Annotated in this window: 16 protein-coding genes; 7 read left to right on the top strand and 9 right to left on the bottom strand. The window is 57.1% G+C overall.

The genetic code is table 11. The annotated features are described in order from the left end of the window. Window positions 1–53: 53 nt before the first annotated feature. The 3 genes from E8M78_RS21125 to E8M78_RS21115 all read right to left on the bottom strand — a co-directional run bounded on the left by E8M78_RS21125 (window position 54) and on the right by E8M78_RS21115 (window position 4,423). Window positions 54–1,232: a glycosyltransferase family 1 protein gene (locus E8M78_RS21125; protein ID WP_137136926.1), complete on the bottom strand. Its 1,179-nt coding sequence runs from the start codon at window positions 1,230–1,232 to the stop codon at window positions 54–56. Window positions 1,233–1,274: 42 nt separating this feature from the next. Then, entirely contained in the window at window positions 1,275–2,591 is a 1,317-nt protein-coding gene (locus tag E8M78_RS21120) for an HlyD family type I secretion periplasmic adaptor subunit (RefSeq protein ID WP_170973503.1), read from the bottom strand. Between the two features lie 92 nt (window positions 2,592–2,683). Next, complete coding sequence (locus E8M78_RS21115) at window positions 2,684–4,423, bottom strand: type I secretion system permease/ATPase (RefSeq protein ID WP_137136924.1); 1,740 nt, start codon at window positions 4,421–4,423, stop codon at window positions 2,684–2,686. A 342-nt stretch (window positions 4,424–4,765) separates the two neighbouring features. Between E8M78_RS21115 and gmd the strand changes: the two genes are divergently transcribed. Further along, complete coding sequence (gmd, locus tag E8M78_RS21110; protein WP_137136923.1) at window positions 4,766–5,737, top strand: GDP-mannose 4,6-dehydratase; 972 nt, start codon at window positions 4,766–4,768, stop codon at window positions 5,735–5,737. A gap of 76 nt (window positions 5,738–5,813) precedes the next feature. Continuing rightward, complete coding sequence (locus tag E8M78_RS21105; protein WP_137136922.1) at window positions 5,814–6,752, top strand: GDP-mannose 4,6-dehydratase; 939 nt, start codon at window positions 5,814–5,816, stop codon at window positions 6,750–6,752. 40 nt (window positions 6,753–6,792) lie between these two features. Here E8M78_RS21105 and E8M78_RS21100 read toward each other — a convergent pair whose 3' ends face one another. Then, on the bottom strand, window positions 6,793–7,656 hold the full coding sequence (locus E8M78_RS21100) for a hypothetical protein (protein WP_205910280.1): 864 nt from the start codon (window positions 7,654–7,656) through the stop codon (window positions 6,793–6,795). A gap of 168 nt (window positions 7,657–7,824) precedes the next feature. Between E8M78_RS21100 and E8M78_RS21095 the strand changes: the two genes are divergently transcribed. Beyond that, entirely contained in the window at window positions 7,825–9,054 is a 1,230-nt protein-coding gene (locus tag E8M78_RS21095) for a replication initiator protein A (RefSeq protein ID WP_170973502.1), read from the top strand. A 1,293-nt stretch (window positions 9,055–10,347) separates the two neighbouring features. Here E8M78_RS21095 and E8M78_RS21090 read toward each other — a convergent pair. Both E8M78_RS21090 and E8M78_RS21085 read right to left on the bottom strand, forming a co-directional pair. Beyond that, complete coding sequence (locus E8M78_RS21090; RefSeq protein ID WP_137136920.1) at window positions 10,348–10,674, bottom strand: hypothetical protein; 327 nt, start codon at window positions 10,672–10,674, stop codon at window positions 10,348–10,350. Then, window positions 10,674–11,357 carry a ParA family protein gene (locus E8M78_RS21085; RefSeq protein ID WP_137136919.1) on the bottom strand — a complete coding sequence of 228 codons (684 nt, stop codon included), beginning with the start codon at window positions 11,355–11,357 and terminating at the stop codon, window positions 10,674–10,676. The genes E8M78_RS21090 and E8M78_RS21085 overlap by 1 nt, the downstream gene beginning before the upstream one ends. 410 nt (window positions 11,358–11,767) lie before the next feature. Between E8M78_RS21085 and E8M78_RS21080 the strand changes: the two genes are divergently transcribed. The 4 genes from E8M78_RS21080 (at window position 11,768) to E8M78_RS21070 (ending at window position 17,297) form a co-directional block, all read left to right on the top strand. Then, window positions 11,768–12,934 carry an AGE family epimerase/isomerase gene (locus E8M78_RS21080; RefSeq protein ID WP_137136963.1) on the top strand — a complete coding sequence of 389 codons (1,167 nt, stop codon included), beginning with the start codon at window positions 11,768–11,770 and terminating at the stop codon, window positions 12,932–12,934. Window positions 12,935–13,034: 100 nt separating this feature from the next. Next, entirely contained in the window at window positions 13,035–14,456 is a 1,422-nt protein-coding gene (locus E8M78_RS23640; protein ID WP_205910279.1) for a phosphomannomutase, read from the top strand. Window positions 14,457–14,513: 57 nt separating this feature from the next. After that, window positions 14,514–15,947: a mannose-1-phosphate guanylyltransferase/mannose-6-phosphate isomerase gene (locus E8M78_RS23635; RefSeq protein ID WP_205910278.1), complete on the top strand. Its 1,434-nt coding sequence runs from the start codon at window positions 14,514–14,516 to the stop codon at window positions 15,945–15,947. Window positions 15,948–16,358: 411 nt separating this feature from the next. Further along, on the top strand, window positions 16,359–17,297 hold the full coding sequence (locus tag E8M78_RS21070) for a DUF4214 domain-containing protein (RefSeq protein WP_137136918.1): 939 nt from the start codon (window positions 16,359–16,361) through the stop codon (window positions 17,295–17,297). An 86-nt stretch (window positions 17,298–17,383) separates the two neighbouring features. Here E8M78_RS21070 and E8M78_RS21065 read toward each other — a convergent pair whose 3' ends face one another. From E8M78_RS21065 to E8M78_RS21055, 3 genes are read right to left on the bottom strand one after another with little or no spacing between them, the layout of a single operon-like run. Then, on the bottom strand, window positions 17,384–19,765 hold the full coding sequence (locus E8M78_RS21065) for a glycosyltransferase (protein WP_137136917.1): 2,382 nt from the start codon (window positions 19,763–19,765) through the stop codon (window positions 17,384–17,386). Continuing rightward, window positions 19,762–20,859 carry a glycosyltransferase family 4 protein gene (locus E8M78_RS21060; RefSeq protein ID WP_137136916.1) on the bottom strand — a complete coding sequence of 366 codons (1,098 nt, stop codon included), beginning with the start codon at window positions 20,857–20,859 and terminating at the stop codon, window positions 19,762–19,764. The genes E8M78_RS21065 and E8M78_RS21060 overlap by 4 nt, the downstream gene beginning before the upstream one ends. Beyond that, entirely contained in the window at window positions 20,859–22,370 is a 1,512-nt protein-coding gene (locus tag E8M78_RS21055) for a methyltransferase domain-containing protein (protein WP_137136915.1), read from the bottom strand. Before E8M78_RS21055 ends, E8M78_RS21060 begins: the two co-directional genes overlap by 1 nt. Between the last annotated feature and the right edge of the window lie 96 nt (window positions 22,371–22,466).

Below are 22,466 nucleotides of genomic sequence, written 5' to 3'. Positions count from 1 at the left end.
AATGCCCTGGCAGTCGACTAAAGCATTTCTCCTGAGAAGCCTATCCTGAAGGACTATTTTCGGTTCTTCAGCGCAAGCGCATAGGCATGCGCGGTATCTTCCGCGCAACGCTGCCAGCTGAAGGTTGCTGCACGGGCAAGCCCATCGGCGCGCGCCTTCCCGCGCCAGACCTCATCGAATAGCGCTCGTTCGCAGGCTTGAGTCATGTCGTCGATCCGGTCAGGCTGAGCATAGAGCACCGCACTGCCCCCGACCTCAGGAAGACAGGACAGAGGAGATGTCATCACCGGCACGCCGGACGCCATGGCTTCGAGAACGGGAAGACCAAAACCTTCATACCAGGACGGAAACGTAAACAGGGCAGCACCGGAGAGAAGATGCGGCAGGTGGTCATTCGGCACATAGCCCAGATACTTGATCCAGCCTTCCCGCTTGCCCTGCTCGATCCGGTTCAGGATGTCGGCATTGTTCCAGCCCTTGAAACCTGCCAGCACCAGCGGGCGCTTCTCTCGAACAGAGGAGGGCAGCCGTCCATAGGCTTCGATGAGATTGGACAGGTTCTTCCGGGGTTCGATCGTTCCAGCATAAAAAGCGTATTCACCGTAAGTCAGGCCATAATGGCCCAGAACCTCGGCCACTTCATCAGCTGTACGCGGTTTGAACTCTTCGCCGCAGGCAAGCTTGGCGACGCTGATCCGTTCTTCCGGAAAGCCGAAATAGGAAATGATTTCCGCCTTGATGTAATCTGAATCGGTGATGATGCGATCGACCCGCTTCAACGAGGCCTCGACTTCGCGACCGAGATAGGTCACCCGCTCACGCGGATGGAAATGTTGCATCGTGAAGACGGACAGATCGTGGATCGTCACGACCGAGGCCCCGGGAAAGCGCGGGACATAGAAATTTGTGCCATGATAGACATGGTTTTCCAGACCGGCGAAGGGCGATTTTTCCGTGCGCGCCTTCAGGAAGCGATAGGCATCGACGACCAGACGGCTGCGCGCCAGAAACCGCTTCATTCGATGAACCGGACCACTGTGGAAAGCGCGCACCGCATCATCCGCGCTGAGCGAACTGGCATCCGGCAGGCGATCAACGAAGTTTTCTCCATCGAAGAAACGCAGGCTCTGCACGTCCGGAAGATCTGGCAGATGACGAGCAAGCTCGTAGGTGTATCGACCAATACCCGTCAGCGGATACTTGATCGATTGCACCGAAAGAACGACATCCATGCGGACCCCTAGCCCCGATTGATCACCAAGCGATGCGCGTGATCAATGCTCTTTCATGCTCTTGTGGAAGGAGTCGATCAGCGGCTTGGTCAGATACTGGGCAAATGTCCGCTCGCCTGTCGAGATGATCACATCGACCGGCATGCCGGCGATGATGCGTCCCTTGATTTCCGGCGGAACGTTCTGGTCGTCGACACGTACGAGCGCCAGATAATAGGGCTCCCGGTTCGTGCCGGCTTCCGGCTGGATAACATCCTTGCCGAGAACGGAGACTTCGCCGTAGATCGCAGGCGTGGTCTTGGCCGAGAAGGCGGAGAAGCGCACTTCCACTTTTGCATCCGAGCTTACGCTATCGATATCGATCGGGCGGATCTGGGCATTGACGAGCAGATCGTCGTCCAGCGGTACGATGTCGAGAAGCTGCTCGGCGGGACGAATGACGCCGTTCGTGGTGTGAATGCGGATATTCTGCACCATGCCGCGGACAGGCGCGCGAACAGTGGTCCGCTCCAGCACATCCTTGGCAACGCGGGCGCGCTCACGCACTTCCTCGATTTGGTCGCGCACTTCCTTGTGCTCGCTGACGGCCTTGTCGGCATATTCCTGCTTCGTCTGCACGATCTGCAACTCGGTTTCGCTGATCGTCTCATGGATCTTGGCGAGATCGGTTTCGGCTTCACCGCGAATACGCTGCATTTCCAGCAGCTGACGCGTCATTTGCGAAATCATGTTGATCGGAACTGCACCTGTCTTCAGGCCATTGTTCATGCGATCCATTTCTTCGTTCATCGACGCGACCTGCTTGTCGCTCGCATTCAACTGGTTCGTCAGGCCTTCCGTTGCCTTCGCCAATTGCTGGATGCGAGAGTTCAGGATCGCAACCTGACCGTCCCGGGTCTTGAGACGGGTTTCCAGAATGTTTTTCTGAAGCGCCATGGCAGCCTTTGCTTCCGGCATGGTGCTGGTCAGCAGGGTGTCCGGAAAATCAATGTCTGCGCTTCCCTTGGCTTCTGCCACAAGCCGGGCTTCTGCAGCTTGCAGATAGAGAAGCTTTGTACTCCAGACCGTGTAGTTGCCGGTCGCCTGGGTCGGGTCGATCTTGACGAGAACATCACCCGGATTGACGATATCGCCTTCCTTGACGACGATTTCCGAAACAATGCCGCCTTCCAGATGCTGGATGGTTTTTCGGTTTCCTTCAACCGAGACGACACCGTGGGCCACAACACCGCTGGCCAGAGGCGCAGTCGCGGCCCAGGTTCCGAAGACGCCGAGTCCCAGGAATACGGAGGCATAGCCCGCTGCGATATAGGGCTTGGGAGAAAAGGAACGCTTGGTTTCAGGTTTTGCTTTCGTCATCTCAGGCATTCACTTCTTTCGCTAGCGCCATCATGCGCCGATTGTCGTCCACCAGATCCCGGCAAGGACCTGCCTTCATCGCGTGGCGCCCTTTAGGACGCCGCACTGCGCTCCTGCGACTGACCGCCTTCATCCTGCCCGGCCGGTTGCTGGGCAACGGCGGCAACCGCGGGCTTCGGCTGAAGCAGATCACGGGTGGCACCAAAGCCCTGCATGCGGCCCTGTGCCAGAACCAGCGTCTTGTCCGACATGGCAACAAGGCTCATCTTGTGGCTGACGAAGAGAATGGCCTTACCCATCTGCTTCAGCTTCAGGATAACCTGATTGAGCGCCTCTTCACCCTCGCTGTCGAGGTTTGCATTCGGCTCGTCCAGAATGATGACCGAAGGATTGCCGTAGAGTGCGCGGGCAAGACCGACGCGCTGGCGTTGACCACCGGAGAGAGAGCGTCCACCGACGCCAATCTGCGTATCGTAGCCATCCGGCAGGTTCTGGATCAGGTGGTGCACGTTGGCTAGCTTGGCCGCCTCGATGATATCATCCGGATTTGCGTCTTCCCGGAAGCGCGAAATATTCTCCGCAATCGTACCGGCGAAGAGTTCCACGCTCTGCGGCAGATAGCCGAGGTGGCGACCCAGTGCATCGGCATCCCAATGCTGGAGTTCGGAACCATCGATACGGATCGTACCGGCAGCTGGAGGCCAGACGCCGACAAGAGCACGCACGAGACTGGACTTGCCAGCCCCGCTCGGGCCGACGATCGCCACGGCCTCACCGGGATTCACTAGCATCGAAACGCTGTGAACGAGCGGCGTCTTGCCACCGGGAGCCGCAACGGCAAGCTGCTCGATATGAAGTGTGCCGCTTGGGGCCGGAAGTGGCAGCTTGTCGTCTTCTTCCGGCATTTCAACGAAAATCTTGTTCAGGCGGTCATAGGCCTGGCGCGCGCCGAGGAACTGCTTCCATTGACCGACAACCTGGTCAACAGGTTGCAGGGCGCGACCCATCATGATTGAGGCAGCGATGATGGAACCGGGCGAAATCGCGCCTTCAAGCGCCAGATAGGCACCGGCACCCAGAATGATGGTCTGAAGGGCCATACGCACGAATTTGGAGATCGAGAGCAGAGCGCCAGAGCGGTCGCTGGCGATCGCCTGGCTCTCCAGCATGCCACGATGCATGAAGCTCCAGCGCGAACGAAGGCTGTCTTCCATGCCGAGTGCGCGAATGACTTCCACATTCTGAAGCGTTGAGTTGGAGAAGTGCATCGCACCCTGGCTGGCCATGGTGGCCTGCGACAGATGCTTCTTGGTCATGAATTCGTTGGCGATGGCAATGGCAAAAATGACGACCGCACCGATCAACGATATCCATCCGATGAGCGGATGGAAAAGGAAACAGACCGCGAGGAAGATCGGCATCCACGGCAGATCGCAAAGAGCGATCAGGCCGGAACCGGTCAGGAACTCACGGAGACGGTCGATGTCCATGAGGGCGAATTCGGAACGCGATTGCGGGCTCTTCAATGTCGACGTGATGACGCGGCTGAAAACGCTCTTGGCAATCATTTCGTCGAAGCGAAGACCGGCGCGAACCAGAACGCGAGAGCGGATCCACTCCAGCAAACCGTAGAGAGCCAACATTGCCAGCGCGATGACCGTCAGCATGATGAGGGTCATTTCACTGCGGCTATGGAGGACGCGATCGTAAACCTGCAACATGTAGAGCGGGCTTACGAACATCAGCACGTTGATTGCGATACTGAAGATCATGGTCGCGACTATGATCGTGCGATAGGTCGTCAACGCCTGCTGAAACGGATTTACTTTCATGAAGCTATCTTCCAATCGCTGCTGACAGGACATGCCCTGCGAATACAGTACCGTCATTTACTGACCAACGTATCAACATTGTGGCTGAATTGCGATGTCTTTCAGCCCGTTGACACTGAATCCCCCCGGTTCATAGCGAAGTTTGCTGCAAAGGCAATGGGAAGTGGAAACTCAACTATAATGCGCACTCAAGTCTGTTTGTGAGTGCGAGGAATTTGCCACGGATCCGCTTGAACGATAAAGGGGCATCCGCTAGAGGGCTCAGAATCAATAATATGAATATCAGCTAACAGCGACCCTTATCTAAGCAGATGACGCTGCTTGACCAACCAGGAGCATGAAGTGACCCGCAAAGCTTTGATCACTGGCATCACCGGCCAGGATGGCGCCTATCTCGCCCAGCTTCTTCTGTCCAAGGGCTACGAAGTTCACGGCCTTGCCCGTCGTTCCAGCACATCCGATGTGAACCTGACGCGTCTGAAATGGCTGGGGATCGAAAAAGACGTGCAGATCGTCGATGGTGACCTGCAGGATCTTTCCGGACTTGTTCGCACGATCACGACGATCAAGCCGGACGAAGTCTATAACCTGGCGGCGCAATCCTTCGTGGCATCCTCCTGGCAGCAGCCGATCCTGACCGGTCAGGTGACCGCGCTCGGCGTGACCAATGTTCTGGAAGCCATTCGTCTGGCAAAGCCGGATGCGCGCTTCTATCAGGCATCGTCCTCGGAAATGTACGGTCTGGTTCAGCATCCGATCCAGTCCGAGCAGACGCCGTTCTATCCCCGTTCGCCTTATGCTGTCGCAAAGCTTTATGGTCACTGGATCACCGTGAACTACCGCGAAAGCTTCGGCATTCACGCCTCCAGCGGCATCTTGTTCAACCATGAATCTCCGCTGCGCGGTATCGAGTTCGTGACCCGCAAAGTGACCGACAGCGTTGCCCGCATCAAGCTCGGCCTTTCCAAGGAACTGCGCCTCGGCAACACCAGCGCCAAGCGCGACTGGGGCCATGCCAAGGACTACGTTCAGGCCATGTGGCTGATGCTGCAGCAGGACAAGGCTGACGATTACGTCGTGGCCACCGGCCGCACCTCGACTGTTCGTACCATGTGCGAAATTGCCTTCGAACATGTCGGCCTCAACATCGACGATCATCTCGTCATCGACGAGAAGCTGTTCCGTCCGGCTGAAGTGGACATCCTGCTCGGAGATCCGGCAAAGGCCAAGGCCAAGCTCGGCTGGGAACCGACCACGAGCATGGAAGACATGATCCGGGAAATGGTCGAGGCTGACCTGAAGCGCCTTTCCTGATCTGCGCTTTAACATTTTCATCCTGCCCCACCCTATCGTGGGGCAGGATCAATCGTGAAGACAGGAGCACGTCACCATGCCGAAGCGCCGCCTTCTGATCACCGGATCGCAGGGTTTCGTGGGACGTGCCGTCACGGCCCGCATCCTCAGCCATCATGCTGACCGGATCGAACAGGTCGAGTTCATCGACCCAAATACCGCATACCGTCCCGATATTACCGACGCACAGGCGGTTGAGCGCGCCATCGGCGCTGCCGAAGCCGATGCAGTCCTGCATCTGGCAGCGATTGCCGCGCCACGGGAAGCCCAGAAGGATCCGACCCAGGCCTGGAGCGTCAATGTGATGGGCACACTCCATATCGCAAACGCCATGCGCCGCCTGACACCGAAAGCACGGCTTCTTTGGTCTGGCAGTTCCGAAGCCTATGGCAATGCCTTCAACCGCGACAAAGCACCCGTCGAGGAGAGTGCTGCCCTTGAGCCCATGAGCCCCTACGGCGCCACCAAGGCGGCTGCCGACATCATGCTGCGGCAGATGGCCGAGGATGGTTTTGAGGCAATCGCCTTCCGGCCATTCAATCATACCGGGCCCGGGCAGACGCCGGATTATGTGGTTCCGGCTTTCGCAGAGCAGATCGCCCGCATCGAAGCAGGCCTCCAGGAACCGATCCTCAATGTCGGCAATCTGGAAGCCCGCCGCGATTTCCTCAATGTACAGGATGTTGCGGAAGTCTATCTGCTGGCAGCTGCGGGCCCCCTCCCCGCCCGTCGCTGCTACAATGTCTCGACCGGTCAGCCCGTGACGATCGAGGCCCTCTTGCAGGGCTTGCTGGCAAAATCGTCGAGATCAATCACCGTGCAGGTCGATCCTGCCCGCTATTTCCCCAACAGGGTGGAGACAGCGTCCGGCAATCCATCGTCATTGAAGAGCGATCTGGGCTGGTCTCCATCGATCGATCTTGAAGAGACACTGCAATCGGTTCTAGACGCACAGCGGGCCCGACTGCGCAACTGACCGGATCATCACCCTCTGGTGATGATCCGGAAAATTCGGTCTACTCTTCCGCAAACGGCAGATGCCGTGCATGGCCACGCATGGCGACAGCACTGAAGCGGGGCGGCTCGTAATGCTGTTCTGCGGTAAACGGCCCGATAAAAAGCTCTTCGTTGCAGAGATCCTCGCGCACGAAGAAAGCATTCACCCCGAAGATATCGCAGCCCACCAGTCGATAGCCATGCTCGGCGCCAATACGCTCCATCGCCTTGAGGCTTGCCCCGAACCTGGTCGTTCCTGCCCAGAACTTGTCCTCGCGGTAAGGAACCTCGTAATCCATACTTGGCGGGTAGTGGCCGTTATACTCGATGCAGAAGAGACGTGGACGAAAGCGCATCAGCTTCCGCCAGACATGCGACGTGTTGTAGTCGATATCGACGGAAATATAGTCAGGCGTCACGAAGCCGCTCTGTTCGACCATGGCTTCCACATTGTCGAGGGTCACCTTGTCATTGACGAAGGCAAGCCGCCCATCGGCAATGGGTGTGCGCATCAGATTGCGGATACAGTCGGCTTCCGCATCGCCTGCTTCCACCCACAGGCCGCGCCATCCTGTCTCTAAGAGGAGCCGGGTCGTGTTCTCGATACCGTCACCTGCAGCAATCTCGATGAAGGTCTTGCTGTCGATTCCAATGCGCCGGAAGATTTCGGCTATGATACCATCTTCATTATTCTGGCTATAAACCTGTCCATAAGCAGCAGAGACCGATCTCTGATCCGAATATCGCTGGGATTTTTCCTTGAGAAGGTCGATATAGATCCCGCTGTTCAGCTGGGAAATGCGGTCGAGCCGCGCAGATAATTTATCAATTTCAGCCGAAAAATGCTTGCGATCATCAGGCTGGATGACCTTGATACTCTGCATCACCTCCTTGAGGTGCTGTTTCAATTTTGCTAGCATTTTCGGCATTTCCTGTCATTGGATAGGGGCATCGCCCTCGGTGATGCCAGAGCGACGACGTTCGGGACGGTTCTTATACCAAATGTCGATGATAGAAACCCATTGCTTGGGATCGAAAGCCTGCAGGACGGAATGAAACGCTCGAAATTCAACCTGATGCCGCGCGAGGAATTCGCCAGCCTCTCCCTGCACGAGAAGAATGCCTATCTGCAGGATCTCTCCAAGCGTTTTGCCGCCCTTCACGGCCGCGACCAGTGTGAACTGGACAAGGATGCGCTGAGCCGTCTGAGACGCTATTACAGCCGCCGTGTGTGGGCCGACCTGAAGCTCGACCAGATCGAGGACGATGACAGCCCGATCACGCGTGCGATCCGCAATCTCGGTGAAGCCATCCGCAATGAAAGCCTGCAGGCCGATATTGCAGCCGTCCTGATGCAGGAGAGCAAGCCCAAGCGCATCCTGCGCTCGGCACCTCCGGAAGATGCACAACTCACCTTCTTCGTGCCGACCGTCTATGACGCGCCGATCAAGGACGACGTCAACCTGATGGACGTTGCCCCCTTCTCGCTCAGCAAGCGCTCGAATGCCGGTATCATCCGCTATGAGCTGAAAGACAGCCTGATCACCATCGAGGGCGGCGCCGAAACTGGCCTTGCCACCGTGTTCGATTACGACATCTTCCTCAACATGGTCTCGCATCTGGCCGACGAGGTCACCCGCTATCGGCGTGAGGAGGCCAAGGGCCTGCGCCCCAGCCTGCCGCCAAAGACCTATCGCCCAAGCGCCTCGCACGTCCTGAAATTCTGCCGCCGCTCCGATGGCGGAAAATCCTATGAGGATCTCGAAGCGGCGCTCGATCGCCTAGCCAATACGACGATCAAGGTGGTGAACCTGTCGAACGGCCGCCGCCGGCAGGTGGACAGCCGCCCGCTCATCGGCGGCTACAGCGTGGTGAGCCGCACCAATGCCAACCGCATCGACATGATCGAGATCACCATTCCCGACTGGGTCTATACGAGCGTGGTGCGCAACGAGAAGACCATTCCGCTCCTGACGCTTCATGAGGACTACTTCCTCATCAGTTCGGGCCTTGGTCGCTTCATCTACCGCCTGGCACGCAAGGCGGCTGGCAAGGGTGAGGCAACCTACAGCGTGCGCGAAATCTACAAGCGCAGTGGCTCCACCCAGGAATATCGCAAGTTCGCCTATGACCTGAAAGAGTTCATTACCCGCACGCAGGCCTTCCCCATGCCGGACTATGATCTGGCGCTTCAGGAGGGCAAGGACGGGACTGTTCTCGTCATGAAACGGCGCGAGGAAACGGCAGCGCACAACGTGCCGACGCTCATCGACAGCGAGTGAAAAGCCACTCGTTTTTGTCTGTCATTTTTGTCGTGAACTTCCGTACATGACCGACGACAAAAATCATCCGCCATTTCCGTACATTGCCGACGACAAAATAGAATTGACCCCTCTTTGTCGTGCCTGTGGACAGACCGTACTTGACCGACTTGTTTCCGTACTTGGCCGACGACACTCCGTACTTGGCCGACATTTTTCCGTACATCGCCGACGACAAAAATCCATAAGCCTCTGATTTGAAGGCAAAAAAAGCCCCTTTTTTTTCGTAAAACTATATAAAACAATCAAAACTAGACAAAAACTCCGCGAGGGCGACAAAAAGCCGACAAAACGAATAGCCGGAAAGAGGCTTTTGAAGGGGTGAAGGAAAAATCCGGAACGACAAAAATGGCTTTTGACTGCACCAAGACCGGCCAGTCCCAACAAAAAGCCGTCGGTTTTTACGATCGGGATTCACACTGGATTCGGCCAAGCAAAAACAGATTTTGTCGCGGACGCGGATTTCGAAGTTTTTGTCGTGTCGGTCAGGTACGGAACGAAATTTCGCGAACCGCAATTGCCTGTTTGAGCCCAGGCAAGAAAGGTCCGGGACGCAGAATTTCCGAGTTTTTGAGCACTTTCGCGATCAAGTCAGCAACAAGGTATCGAGCTCCAAGTCTCGTCTGAACGCTCGAAGCATCTGAAGTGTTGTCCGCGCTTGAGCAGAACAACATAACTTCACAACCATACATCCCTACACTACTTCGCTATAATACAGCACGACTGTAGCGCGCTATTGTAGCGCTACTCTGTAGCGTCAGACCATAGCGTTTGGCGATTGTGATCTTCGGGAAAGAGACGGTTCTTTGTTCGTCGGTTACCAGAAGCCGTGATGATGCCCGCTGCCTTACGAGACAGCTCCCTCAGTTGCCATGCATTCACTTTCATGGACGGGTAGGCCTTAACGGGCCGCCATCATCACTGCGCATGTGATGCTATGGCAGTGGCACCGAGGTGGGAGTGAGAGTGGCAGGATACGCAAAAATGTTTTACATTTTTCGCGACCATCGGGGAATGCACCCCGATAAAGGTCTGAAAAATCTAAGGACGGAAAGGCTCGTGCGATCGAAGCATCCAAGAGCTGGAAAACAGCGATCGTCAGCTTCCGGCATAATGCCGTTCAAACACGCCGATCCACACTTGAGAACATCACTACACTCGCTCGTAAGATTGACGTTCCTAATGGATAAAGGCTCCAACCGGCGGTGCAAAAGCGCTTAGGAGCACACAGCCAGTCTCAGCCTGGTGTCATCGTCAAATTCCCGCCTTGCGCATCAACTCGTCCAGCGCTTCGCCATAGGACATGCCTGTCTGGTTGCAGTACTGCTTGAAGCGGTTGATGACGTCGATCGGGGCGCGCACGAAAGCCTGATCGAGCGGTTCGCTGACACGCCGGATTCTCTTCACGCGCTGCACAGGTTCCCGGCTCTGGAAGCCTACGCGTTCGGCAGCGCGATCAGCTGCCTCTTCTTCATCCCGAACAGGGACGGCTGCTTTGGTTTCCAGTGGCTCAGGCGCGCGTGGCTGGAAGGCAGAGAGATCGAGTTTCTTCGGCTTGCCAAATCCAAGGTCGTTGCTCATCAGGCGGCACGCTCCGTTGCATTGGATTTGAGAACGTCGAGGACTTCCTCGGTCAGCTGGATCGCGTTGTCGATGGCGGCTTCCAGACCGTTGACCTTGGCTGGGTTGAGTTCGAAGAGGCTGGTCCGCTCCATGAACATGGCATTATAGGCCTCTCGTCGATAGAGATGGGTTTTAAGGACCGGCAGTTCGTTCTCCAGCATCTGGGTGGTTATCTCCCGCTCGATGCGCCGAATGAAAGGTGGCGGGCTCGTACGGTTGAATGCGAGCGTAAAATTGATCTTGCGGCCGATATCCTCTTCGCTCTCCCGCACGAGGCCAACGGCGCGCGCTGCCTGCTTTGCATCAAGCGCACTGCCGCCGAGCGGGATCAGCGTCAGGTCGGCTCTGATGATGGCACGCGAAGCCAGTCTGCTGGCGGTGCCTTCGAGGTCGACGAAGACGAACTGGGCTTCAGCGGCCGCCGTGTTGATCAGATCACGAATATTAGCTTCGGTTGCATCGCTGATAACCTTGAGAGGCAGCTTGCTCGGACCCTTGCGCCAGTCTGTAATCGGTTTGTTCGGATCGGCATCGATGATCGTCACCGTTCCTCCCTGCTGTGCAAGTGCGGTGGCGATTGCGAGTATGGTTGTCGACTTTCCGGCTCCGCCCTTGGGATTGGCGGCACAGATGACAGGCATGGCGAATCTCCGCAAGAATGCTTTCCAGAAAGCTATCTGAATAGCATTCATATCGCAATCAGATTGCTATCATATAGCATTTTGATTGATTGATAGCTTTCCTACAAGCAATCAGATATCTTGATGATATCAATCAAAATGCTATCAGATAGCAATCTCGATAGCATGTTGATTGATATCGTGCTCCATCTGCACTACTGCTGATCAATGCACGGGGAAGGACAGAGCCGGACCTCTTCCCAAGACAGGCCCCGCCGGATAAGCCTTGCGTCCAAAAGCCCGCAAGAGTCCGCATCTTGTTACCTGCTTGAAATAGACGCTGAACCAACCGAGAGATCACAGGCTTGAACTTACAATCCGCAGCCATCGCAGATCACGAGATACCTTCCCGATCGCAACACGCGTCTCTGCTGGTCGACAAACTCAATCGCTCCGCATCAGCGCTCAGGAAATGGCTTCACGATCACGCGCTTCCTTTGTGGCATGCCAAGGGCTTCCATGGTGCAGAAGGCGGATATTCGGAAACATTAACACTGACCGGTCAAGCGACGACTACACACCGTCGGTCTCGTGTGCATCCGCGCCAGGTTTTCTGTTTTGCAGAAGCGGGCGTCCGCAGATGGTCCGGTGATTGGCAAAGCGCGGTGGAAAGCGGTTTTTCTTATTACGATCGAACCTACCAACTCGAAAACGGCCTTTACGCAAGTCTCGCCGATCATGAGGGCAAGGTACTGGACGAAAGCTTCGATCTTTACAATCAGGCATTCGCAATTCTGGCCTATGCCCATATCGCAAAGGCGCAGCCCCATCGCAGTCACAACCTCAGTGTACGCGCCACTCAAATGCTGAACACTCTGAAGGCCACCTATGCCCATCCCAAGGCTGGCTTTGAAGAGGCAAGCCCCCGCAAGCTGCCGCTCTGTTCCAATCCACATATGCATCTGTTCGAGGCGGCTCTGGCTTGTGAGGCGCAAGCCGGATTCGACCAAGAGATATGGCGCGCTCAGGCCGACGATATCGCCGAGCTCTGTCTGACCCATTTCATCGATCAGGAAAGTGGTGGCTTACGTGAATTCTTCGACGGTGAGTGGAGGCCGCACCCGGATGAGCGCGGTCGCATCATGGAACCAGGGCATCAGTTCGAATGGGCATGGTTGTTGACGCGTTGGGCGATATCCAGAAATCGCCCGGATGCGCTTCTCAAGGCAAAGCGGCTTTTTGAGATCGGCGAGGGGCGCGGCCTCTGTGCGGTGCGCAAGGTTGCTGTCATGGCTCTGCTGGACGATTTCTCCGTTCATGATCCTCTTGCACGCCTATGGCCACAAACAGAATGGTTGAAGAGCGCCATGCTGTTGGCTGTTGTCACGGAAGGTGAGGAGCGGCGGGCCTATCTTGCCTCGGCCGTGCGTGCCTTGGATGCGCTCCAGCTGTTTCTGGATGTACCGCTTAAAGGCCTGTGGCGAGACAAGCTGCAGGCCGATGGCAGCTTTGTCGATGAGGATGCACCGGCAAGCTCGTTCTACCATATTGTGTGCGCCATCTATGAATTAGAGGATTGCCTCGCACGCCTTGCTTGACACAGGGCAAGAACAGCTTAACCCAGCACACGAATAAATGTGCGGGTGGGCCTGTTACAGGAGAGAATGGGCCGCCACGCAGGGACATGAGGACCTTGTCATGAAATTTGGCACCAGCGGCCTTCGCGGACTTGTCACGGAACTTGAGGGCCATGCCTCTGCGCTCTATGCAACGGCATTCGCGCGCCATCTGCTTGAAACCGGCATGGCAAAGGCTGGCGATGAGATTTACGTGGCAGGCGATTTTCGCCCGTCGAGCCCCTCTATTGTCGGTACATGCATCGCAGCGTTGGTTGCTGCCGGCCTGAAGCCGATCCATTGCGGGTTCATTCCAACCCCGGCGCTTGCGCTCTATGCCATGTCGCGCAAGCGGGCTTCGCTGATGGTGACAGGCTCGCATATCCCGGCAGATCGCAATGGCATCAAGTTTTACCGCCCGGACGGTGAGATCGACAAGAATGACGAGCAGCAGATCACCCGGATCGCCGGGGAGCTGGGTGATGCTGAATTCGATCTTCCTGCTTTCAAAGCTCCGGATCAGGAAGCGCAGGCACTCGGCCAGTTTCTGGATCGTAATGCCACGCTCTTAGAAAATGGAGTACTGGCCGGGCTGAAGATCGGTGTCTACCAGCACAGCACTGTCGCACGCGATGGTCTGGTCCAGGTGCTGAAGCACTATGGCGCGTCGGTCCTGGCGCTTGGTCGTTCCGAAACCTTTATTCCGGTGGATACCGAGGCGGTTTCCGAGGAGACCATAGGCCTGCTCAGAGGGTGGGCTGCTGAACACCAACTCGATGCAATCGTGTCCGCCGATGGCGACGGTGACCGGCCGCTCGTGGCAGATGAAACCGGTACTCCCGTGCGGGGCGATCTTCTCGGCCTGATTGTTGCCCGCCTGCTGGAAGCCCAGATCGTCGTAACACCTGTGACATCGAATTCAGGCATCGAAGCCGCCGGAACCTATAGCGTCACTCGCACGCGTGTCGGTTCTCCCTATGTCATCGAAGGCATGAACGCGGCGTTGGCGAGCGGCAAACAGGCCGTCATGGGCTTTGAAGCCAATGGCGGTGTCCTGACAGCCTCGGCTTTCTCCCTGTCCGGGACGGATCTTGAGCCGCTTCCGACGCGCGACAGCTTCCTGCCGGTTCTGGCAGCGCTTGCCTTGGCAAAAGGGGAGGGCAAGCCGCTTTCTGCAGTTGCCTCCTCCTTCAAACTGCCCTTTGCCACGGCAGACCGGTTGGAGAATTTTCCGGTCGAGACAAGCGCTGCGCTGATGGCGCATCTTCGTCAGTCGGACGCAAACCTTTCCGCCTTCCTGCAGCCGATTGCCACTGTTGCAAACAAGAGCGACATTGATGGTTTGCGGGTCACGCTGGATGACGGTCGTATCATCCACTTCCGTCCATCCGGAAATGCGCCGGAAATGCGTTGCTATGTCGAGGCAGGCGACGAACAGGCGGCTGGCGACTTGCTGGAGCAGGGCCTCGGCCTTATTCGTCAATGGGCTGCGGGCAACCGCTGAAGAAAACCTGCGCGAGGCCGTGTCGCCCCGCATTTACTGGAAGTCTGGGAGATATTCGTGAGCGTCAAGATCATCCCCGTCATCATGGCTGGCGGCAAGGGAACGCGTTTGTGGCCGCTGTCGCGTGCAAGTGCACCAAAGCAGTTCATTCAGGTCGTTGGTGACCGTACCCTGTTTCAGGAAACTCTGGTGCGCGTTGCTGATCCGGATCTTTATGAGGCGCCGATCGTCATCACCAACCAGGATTTCCGTTTCCAGGTTGCCGAGCAGGCACGTGAAGTGGGTGTAGACCTTTCCGGCATCCTGCTGGAGCCCGTTGCCCGCAACACGGCCGCGGCGATTGCAGCAGCAGCCTTCTTCCTGACCGCCCGCTTTGGCGAGGATGCCGTTCTACAGCTTCTCGCCTCAGACCATGAGATCGATGCGGGCGCGCATTACCGCAAGGCAATCGAGATTGCCCGTGATACGGCGCTGACCGGCAAGATCGTGACCTTCGGGATTACCCCGACCGAACCCGCGACCGGTTACGGTTACATCGAGCAGGGCGAGGCTTTGAAAACGGGCGCCTACCGTGTGAAGCGCTTTGTGGAAAAGCCGCCTGTCGCCAAGGCGGAAGAAATGCTGGCTGCCGGTGGCTTCTACTGGAACTCCGGCATCTTCATGTGCAAGGCAAGCCTGCTCTTGAGCGAACTCCTGGCTTTTGCGCCGGAAGTTTATCAGGCATCCCAGGAAGCAGTTGCAAACGCCGCAACTGATCTGGATTTCGCGCGCCTCGATGAAGCAAGCTTCTCGAAGAGCCCGGACATCTCCATCGATTATGCGGTTATGGAGAAAACCTCGAACGCCGCTGTGGTACCTTCCACCTTCCCCTGGTCGGATCTTGGCAGCTGGGATGCCGTCTGGAAGCTTGGCGAAAAAGACGAAGGCGGCAATGTCGTGCTCGGCAATGCGACTGTTGTCAACAGCGAGAATTCGCTGGTTCTGTCCCGCTCCACGCATCTTGCCGTTCAGGGCCTGAAGGATATGGCGGTCATCGCCAGCGAGGACGCCGTCTATGTCGGTCGTCTGGATGAAGCGCAGGAAGTCGGCAAGCTGGTTAAGAAGCTTGCTGCGTCCAAGGCGACATCGGATCTGACCCAGACCCACCCGACATCCTATCGTCCCTGGGGTGGCTACACGTCGCTGCTGCATGGCGACCGCTTCCAGGTAAAGCGCCTCTTCGTGCTTCCAGGCAAGAAGCTCTCGCTGCAGAAGCATTTCCACCGTTCCGAGCATTGGGTCTGCGTCAAGGGTACGGCGGAAGTGACTGTCGGCGACAAGGTGATGTTCGTCCGCGAAAACGAGTCCGTCTACATTCCACAGGGCGAACTGCACCGGCTGCACAATCCGGGCAAGATCATGCTGGAAATGATCGAGGTCCAGACGGGTTCCTATCTCGGGGAAGACGATATCGTGCGCGTTTCTGATGAATTCGGGCGCGAAAAGAACTGATCGAAAGAAAAGGCGTGGCGGTATAATCCGTCGCGCCTGACTGCCTGAAGGATCGAAGACAGACGATCCTTATTCCCGATTCTGGGTAAGGCATTGGCCGTCGAGGCGGACGCACTACAAGGACGTCTCGACGGCATGGGGCAGAACACGGCCCGTGCATCCTGTATAGCGGCAAATGGTTACCAATGTTTTGAGCCAGCCCCTGTCGCTGAAATTTCCTCGATCAGCCCTTTCTGTTCAGCAACGCTACAGGCAAGCCAAAGGAAAATAGTGATAATTTTAAAGGCTGCTCTTGCTTCTGGGGCGTTGCGCCTCAATTTCCCCCGGATTGATGGCAAGCTAGACACCATGATTGAACATAAAGATGTGCTAATGTAATCCCGATGGCACATGCTTTGATGGAGGACTAAAGTGGCGACATCCCAGGCCTATACGACGACGAACCTGATCGACCCGACATTCTGGGCGGGGGATATCGTACGCGGCACGTCAACGGAACTCGTGATCAGCGATGGTACGAGAACGGCCTATTACGACGGCTATGGCTTCGGCTATTCCGGCCGAAATCTTGTGACCGGCACGATGACCGGTTTCAGTCAGTACACTGGAAACTCCATCGTCGGCGAAGTCTACGGTTTCTCCATTTCCGCCGCGCAGGCGAATTTCTACCTTAGCCGTGGTGATCTGAAAGGCTTCATCGGCCTCATGCTGCAGCGTGATGACACGATCTACGGCTCAACCGGCAATGACAAGCTTGCCGGTTACGATGGCTACGACACCATCTACACCAGAGGTGGTAGCGACATCGTCGATGGTGGCCGCGGTATCGATACGGTTGTCCTTTCCGGACGCAGCTCCGATTACACGATCAGCTCGGACGGAAGCTACATCTTCCTCGACAAGAAGAACGGCACCTCCGACAATGATTTCCTGAATGTCGAGCGCGTTCGCTTTGACAACGGAACATTGGCTGTTGATCTCAACGGCAATGCCGGACAGGCCTATCGCATCTATCAGGCGGCCTTCGATCGTACGCCGGATACCGGTGGTCTGAACTACTGGGTAAAGCAGCTGGACAATGGCGCAAGCCTGACGGAAGTGGGCTGGGGCTTCGTGCAGTCCGCCGAATTCCGCTCGGTTTATGGTTCCAATCCGTCGAACTTCGACTATGTGAACCGTCTTTACCTGAACGTACTCGATCGTCAGGGTGAAACGGGCGGTATGAACTACTGGGTTGGCGAGCTCAACAAGGGCGTTAGCCGCGCTTACGTTCTGGCCTCTTTCGCCGAAAGTGCCGAGAACGTGGCTGCTGTTGCGCCGCAGATCAATTCTGGCATCTGGCTGGGTTGATCCTGCCGTCCTTCGGCAAGGCGTAAAAACAAAAGGCTCTCCCGGATTTGGCCGGGAGAGCCTTTCTCATTGGGTCATGATCGATTTCAGATGTCGGTGCGGATTTCCTCAAGGAAGCGATCGGCAATGACAGCCCAGGAATATTCCTCTTCCACACGCGCACGCGCCGCCAGGATCAGTCGTTCAAGATCTGCCTCGCTGGTTTGCCTGATTGCCGCAAGCGCCGTATGCAGATCGCTGGTGGACGAACGGAAGTAATGTTCCCGGTCGGCAATGTTCAATCCGCGCGCACCGAATTCGGTGGAGATCACGGGCACGCCTGCCGCCATGTAATCCAGCATTTTCAGGTTCGTACCAGAACCAGAGAGCATTGGGTTCAACGCGACATCGGCAATCGACATCATCAGGTCGCGCGTCTCCATATCCACAGCGCCCATGAGCTCCACGTTCAGAGGCAGCTTCCGGTCTTTGAAGGGCAGGCACACGCTGCCAAGAATGACGAAGCGGGTGTTCGGGCTATGGGGTGCCGCGAGGATCAATTCCTCGACTGCTTCCAAATTGGGACCATGCCAGCTGCCCATGAAAATTGCGAGCTGGTGACCCTTTATGCCGGCTCTTTCCTGCAATCTTCTTCGGGTTGCAAGATCTGTAAAAGCAACATGATCAAGCGATACCCCGTTTGGCACGACTGATAGGCGTGCCCGTGTTGGGCCATAGATCTTGGCCAACTCATCCAGATCGCGATTGGCGCAGGCAAAAACGCGTTGCGAGGTAATCCAGCATTGTCGTTCTGCCTTTTCAACCTCGCGCAGAATACTGGAAGCGGCATCCCCAACGCCGAAGACAGCGGTTTTCAATGTCAATTCAACATTATGCGCTTCGTACCAGAGCGGTTTGTCGCTAACTGCGCGATTAAGAGCTTCCACCATATAGGGGTGGCTTGCAATGACGACCTGACTGGTCAGTGCAGAGGCCCGCAAGGCTTCGATATAGTCCGGGATCAGGCCCGCCAAGGCATTCACCGTAACATCGCTCACTGGCTTGTTATCCAGCTGTCGCGAAATCTGGTACTCAGCCTCCATACTGGCATCTGTTCGTGGAATGGTGATTTCCATCAGACCCGGCGCGATCTCGGCCTCATGTCGCACATCGGTGTTGGAACCGAGGGTCACGAGATCGACATCGAAGGTTTTCGCCAGATTGCGGTAGAGATGAAACACGCGGGACTGGCCGCCATTCATCGGCGGATAGACCTTGAAGGTCGTAGCCACGGTAATCTTTGGGCGGATGACACGGGTGCGCACCTGAGGGGACGCAATCTCTAGCAGACCCTTGGCCACGGTCGCCCAGTTGATGGTGGAAACCTTTTCCTGCGCTGCCTTGCCCATGGCAATGGCTTCGTCTTCGTTTGTCGCCAAACGGTTCAGCCATTCAGCCAGGGCTGCGGGTTGCGGCTGGCAGATGAAGCCCGTTTTTCCGTGCTGAACGAATTCGCATGGGCCGCCGCTATCGACGACTGTCAGGACAGGCTTACCGCTTTTCATCGCCTCAATGGTGATAAGGCCATAATCCTCATCGACAGGAATGAAAGGCACGGCGCGCGCATCGGCATAGAGACCCGGCATGTCGTCATCTGGCACATAGCCGAGGAAACGAATGCGCGGATCATCCCCGGCAATCGCTTTCAATCGTGCTTCGTCCGGGCCAGTGCCTGCAATGAGGAGGGGGATATCATTCTTCACCGACTTCATGGCCTCGATCAGAAGATCAATCCGCTTCGGCCGATCCAGACGGCTGCTCGTGAAGAAGTAGTTGCTCTTGCCGCAAGCATAATTGTCCCGATGCGGAGGCGGGTAGAGCACATCCACCGGCATGTCAGGCGGGAAATAGCTCTTGCGGCGCGCTACTGTGCCCGAAATCGCTGCATAGCGCTGCATGCGCATGGGTGAGAGGGCCGCATTGTCTAGAAAATGAATGACAGCGCGGCTGAAGGCTCCCGGAAAAGCCAGGACCTCTGGCGGCAGATCGGCGTCCCGCAGGGCGCGAAGACGGTCGAACAGCTCCGGGATCTGGTCTGGATCGGGATTGGCTATCCCCTCTTCCAGCCATTCCGCCAGATTGCCGAGCTTCGGATGTTTCAGCACCGCTGGATGATGCTGGCTTGCCGGATAGGTATCATAGAGGCCACGCAAACGATGCAGCATGTAGCAGACATGGTTCGGATGCTTCACCATCCAGCCGGGATATTTGCCGGAGATGACGCAGTCATAGGCTGAGAGATCGAACTTGGAGAAGGTTTCATAGGAACTTATGAGATCCCAGAAATTGCCTTCCGGTGCGATGATGGAGACGATATCGCAACGGTGATCCGTATGCTCTTCGAAATGCTGTTGCAGACCCCACCATAGATTCTCGGCTCCGCCTAACGCCAACGGAACCGGATGCGGCGTAATGAGAGCAATTTTCATAGAAGGATATCCTTCTTCGGCGCAGGCGGCAGAGGTGGAAGATCCTGCAGCAGCGTTTCCACCACATGCGACCAGGTAATGTTGAGAGCCTCATAGCGAGCGCGACCGTTCTGACCCAGACGCTTCGCAAGGGCAGTATCCGTCATCAGTTTTTCGAGAGCCGCGGCAATTTCTGCCGGGTCCGGCTCGGTCACATAGCCGGTCTCGCCATGGACGACGAATTCCAGCGGTCCGCCGGAATCGCGGCAGGTAACCACTGGCTTACCGGAGAGCATGGCTTCCAGCGTCACATAGCCGTAATCCTCATCCAGCGGACCGAAAAAGACGGCAGATGCATGGGCATAGAAGTTCAGCATATCCTCGCGGCTGATGGCGCCGACAAACCGAACGCGATCGCTCAAACCCAGTTGCGCGGTCATAGCCTCCAGATGACTGCGCATACCACCTGACCCTGCAATGACGGCATTGATGGGCGTCTTGCAGGCGGCAAGCGCCTTCAGCATCAGATCCTGCCGCTTCAGGCCTTCGAGACGGCTCGGCACGAAGATATAGGGCAGCGCCTCTTCGCAGCGGAATTCTTCCCAGTTGGCGGGCGGGTGATAGAGCGCCTTGGACTCGATCTTGTTGAAATCGCGCAGCCGCTGGCAGACGCGTTCCGCAATCGTGAAGACAGCCCGCGCCGATCCGGGCTCTATGCCGCCGAGGCTTTCATTATCGCCCGCGATGATGTCCTCGCGCAGCGCGTCTGTTTCCGGCTTGCCTGGAAGCCAGCCATAGGGCGTGCCGTAGAGATCGTACGCCGCACGATGCTGGTGCAGCAGCCAGACCCGTTTGTCGGGATGGCGCAGCATATAGGCCGGGAACTTGAGGCAGATCATGCGATCGATACGCCCGCCATTGAAAGGCAGGTAGTTTGCCCCCAACGCCTGATCCATGGTGTGGGCGGCGGCATCGACGGGCTCGAAATAAAAGGGCATCGAGATCTTGTGAACGCTATGGCCCGCGGCGCGTACCGCTTCCACCAGACCGTCCACCAGAAACTCGGCCCCGCCGTAAATGCCGGGTGTATGAACTGTGGCAATTCCCACGCGCATCAGTGTTGACCGTTCTCGACCGTTTCAGCCGCTGGCTTTTCCGCATAGAGCGCATAGTCTGCCGGCTGGCGGAACCAGTCGTTGACTTCTTGCGGCTCGAAGCCGCTTTCCGGTTGTGAGAGATCGCAGTCCTCATCCTTGCGGATGATGCGGGCATTGGTGAAGCCGCGTGCTTCCGCAATGAAGCGCAGGTAATCCGGCGGAAGCGGCTTGTTGTGCGTGGGGTCGTAGTTGAAGGTGCAGGCACCCACGACGAGATTTTCCGGGTTTGGCGTCTCGAACAACACGAGGCCGCCCGGCATCAGCACGCGGTTTGCCGTATCGAACAGGCTGACCAGTTCCTTGAAGCTGATATGCTCGACGATATGGAAGCCAGTAATGGCCGCCAGACTGTTATCCGGCAGTGATCGCAGATAGGCAATGGCATCACCTTCCAGCACATCAAGATCAAGCGCGCTGGCTTCCGCTACCATGGCGCCGTTGAGGTCTATGCCGCGCGTTGCGATATTGTTGCGCTTGAGAAGAGACAGGAACTCGCCCCGGCCACAGCCGATATCGAGTACAATGCCGCCGGCAGCAATGGGCTTGTTGGTTCTGAAGATAGGCAGATAGCGCTCGGAGCGGCGCAGGATCTCACTTGTCGAGCCACGGAAGCGGTTTTCGAAGGCGACGTAGAGCGAATCCAGCGATGCGTCTTCCAGCTGGGTGACGATGTCCTGGTGCTCTGCCGGAAGTTTCGTGCGAGCATCCGCAATCAACGCATTTACGGCAGCGCGCTGTGCCACGATTTCCTGACGGATGGAGCGGATTTCAGACAGCGAGGCAATAGCCTTGTCCTTGGAGGCTTCCGCATCGGCGCGGGCGTCGGCGGCGCGATATTCCGTCAAGGTCATGCGCTTTTCGACGGCGGACTGTGCCGTTTCCAGGAAGGACTGGTTGGCATCATGGATCGCCTGGTTCTTGCGGATGGCCGACAGCGTACTGTTGATTTCGTGGATCAGCGCCGTATGCCGTTCCGACAGAAGCGAAAGGCGACGATTGGTAGTGGAGCGCACCAGAAACCGCATGAAGGGCTCGAAAATCTTGCCGACGACTGGCAGGCCGGCCAGACGATCCAGCACCGCTGCGGGCAGCAGCCAGCGGATCTTCACGCCGCGCACCTTGCCTTCTGCCGAGCGCGAAAGCGCGCTCAGCACCCGCACGACCGTGATGTGACCCTGGCGAAGGGCAGGGAGATAATAGCTGCGGCCGACGCCATCCATGTCGCGGCCCAAGACGACGCGATAGGCATTGCGCAGGAAATCTTCGTCATCGAGAGCGGCGAATTCCTCGATCGTATAGAAGGGGCGGCCGAGCGGGATCTTCTCGCCGTCATCCGGTTCCTGTACGAGGGGAATGGTGCCAAGCCCCTGACGACGGCCGGTTGGTGGCGCTTCTTCTACCGCGACAGCCGCGGTCTCGGCACGCACACGGGCCAGAATCTCGTCAATTGTCGGCGTATGGTCGGACATTGCCCGTCAGCTCCTGCAGTCAATCATGGTTCGCACACGGGCTCTACCCTATCGCAGGCGGCTATGGAACGGTTTTCGCAGGCCAATGAGCCTCTT

This window comes from Rhizobium sp. FKY42, assembly GCF_005222835.1.
Classification (GTDB): Bacteria; Pseudomonadota; Alphaproteobacteria; order Rhizobiales; family Rhizobiaceae; genus Neorhizobium.
The sequence above is the reverse complement of the archived record's forward strand: the minus strand, read 5'-3'. Positions and strand labels throughout refer to the sequence as shown.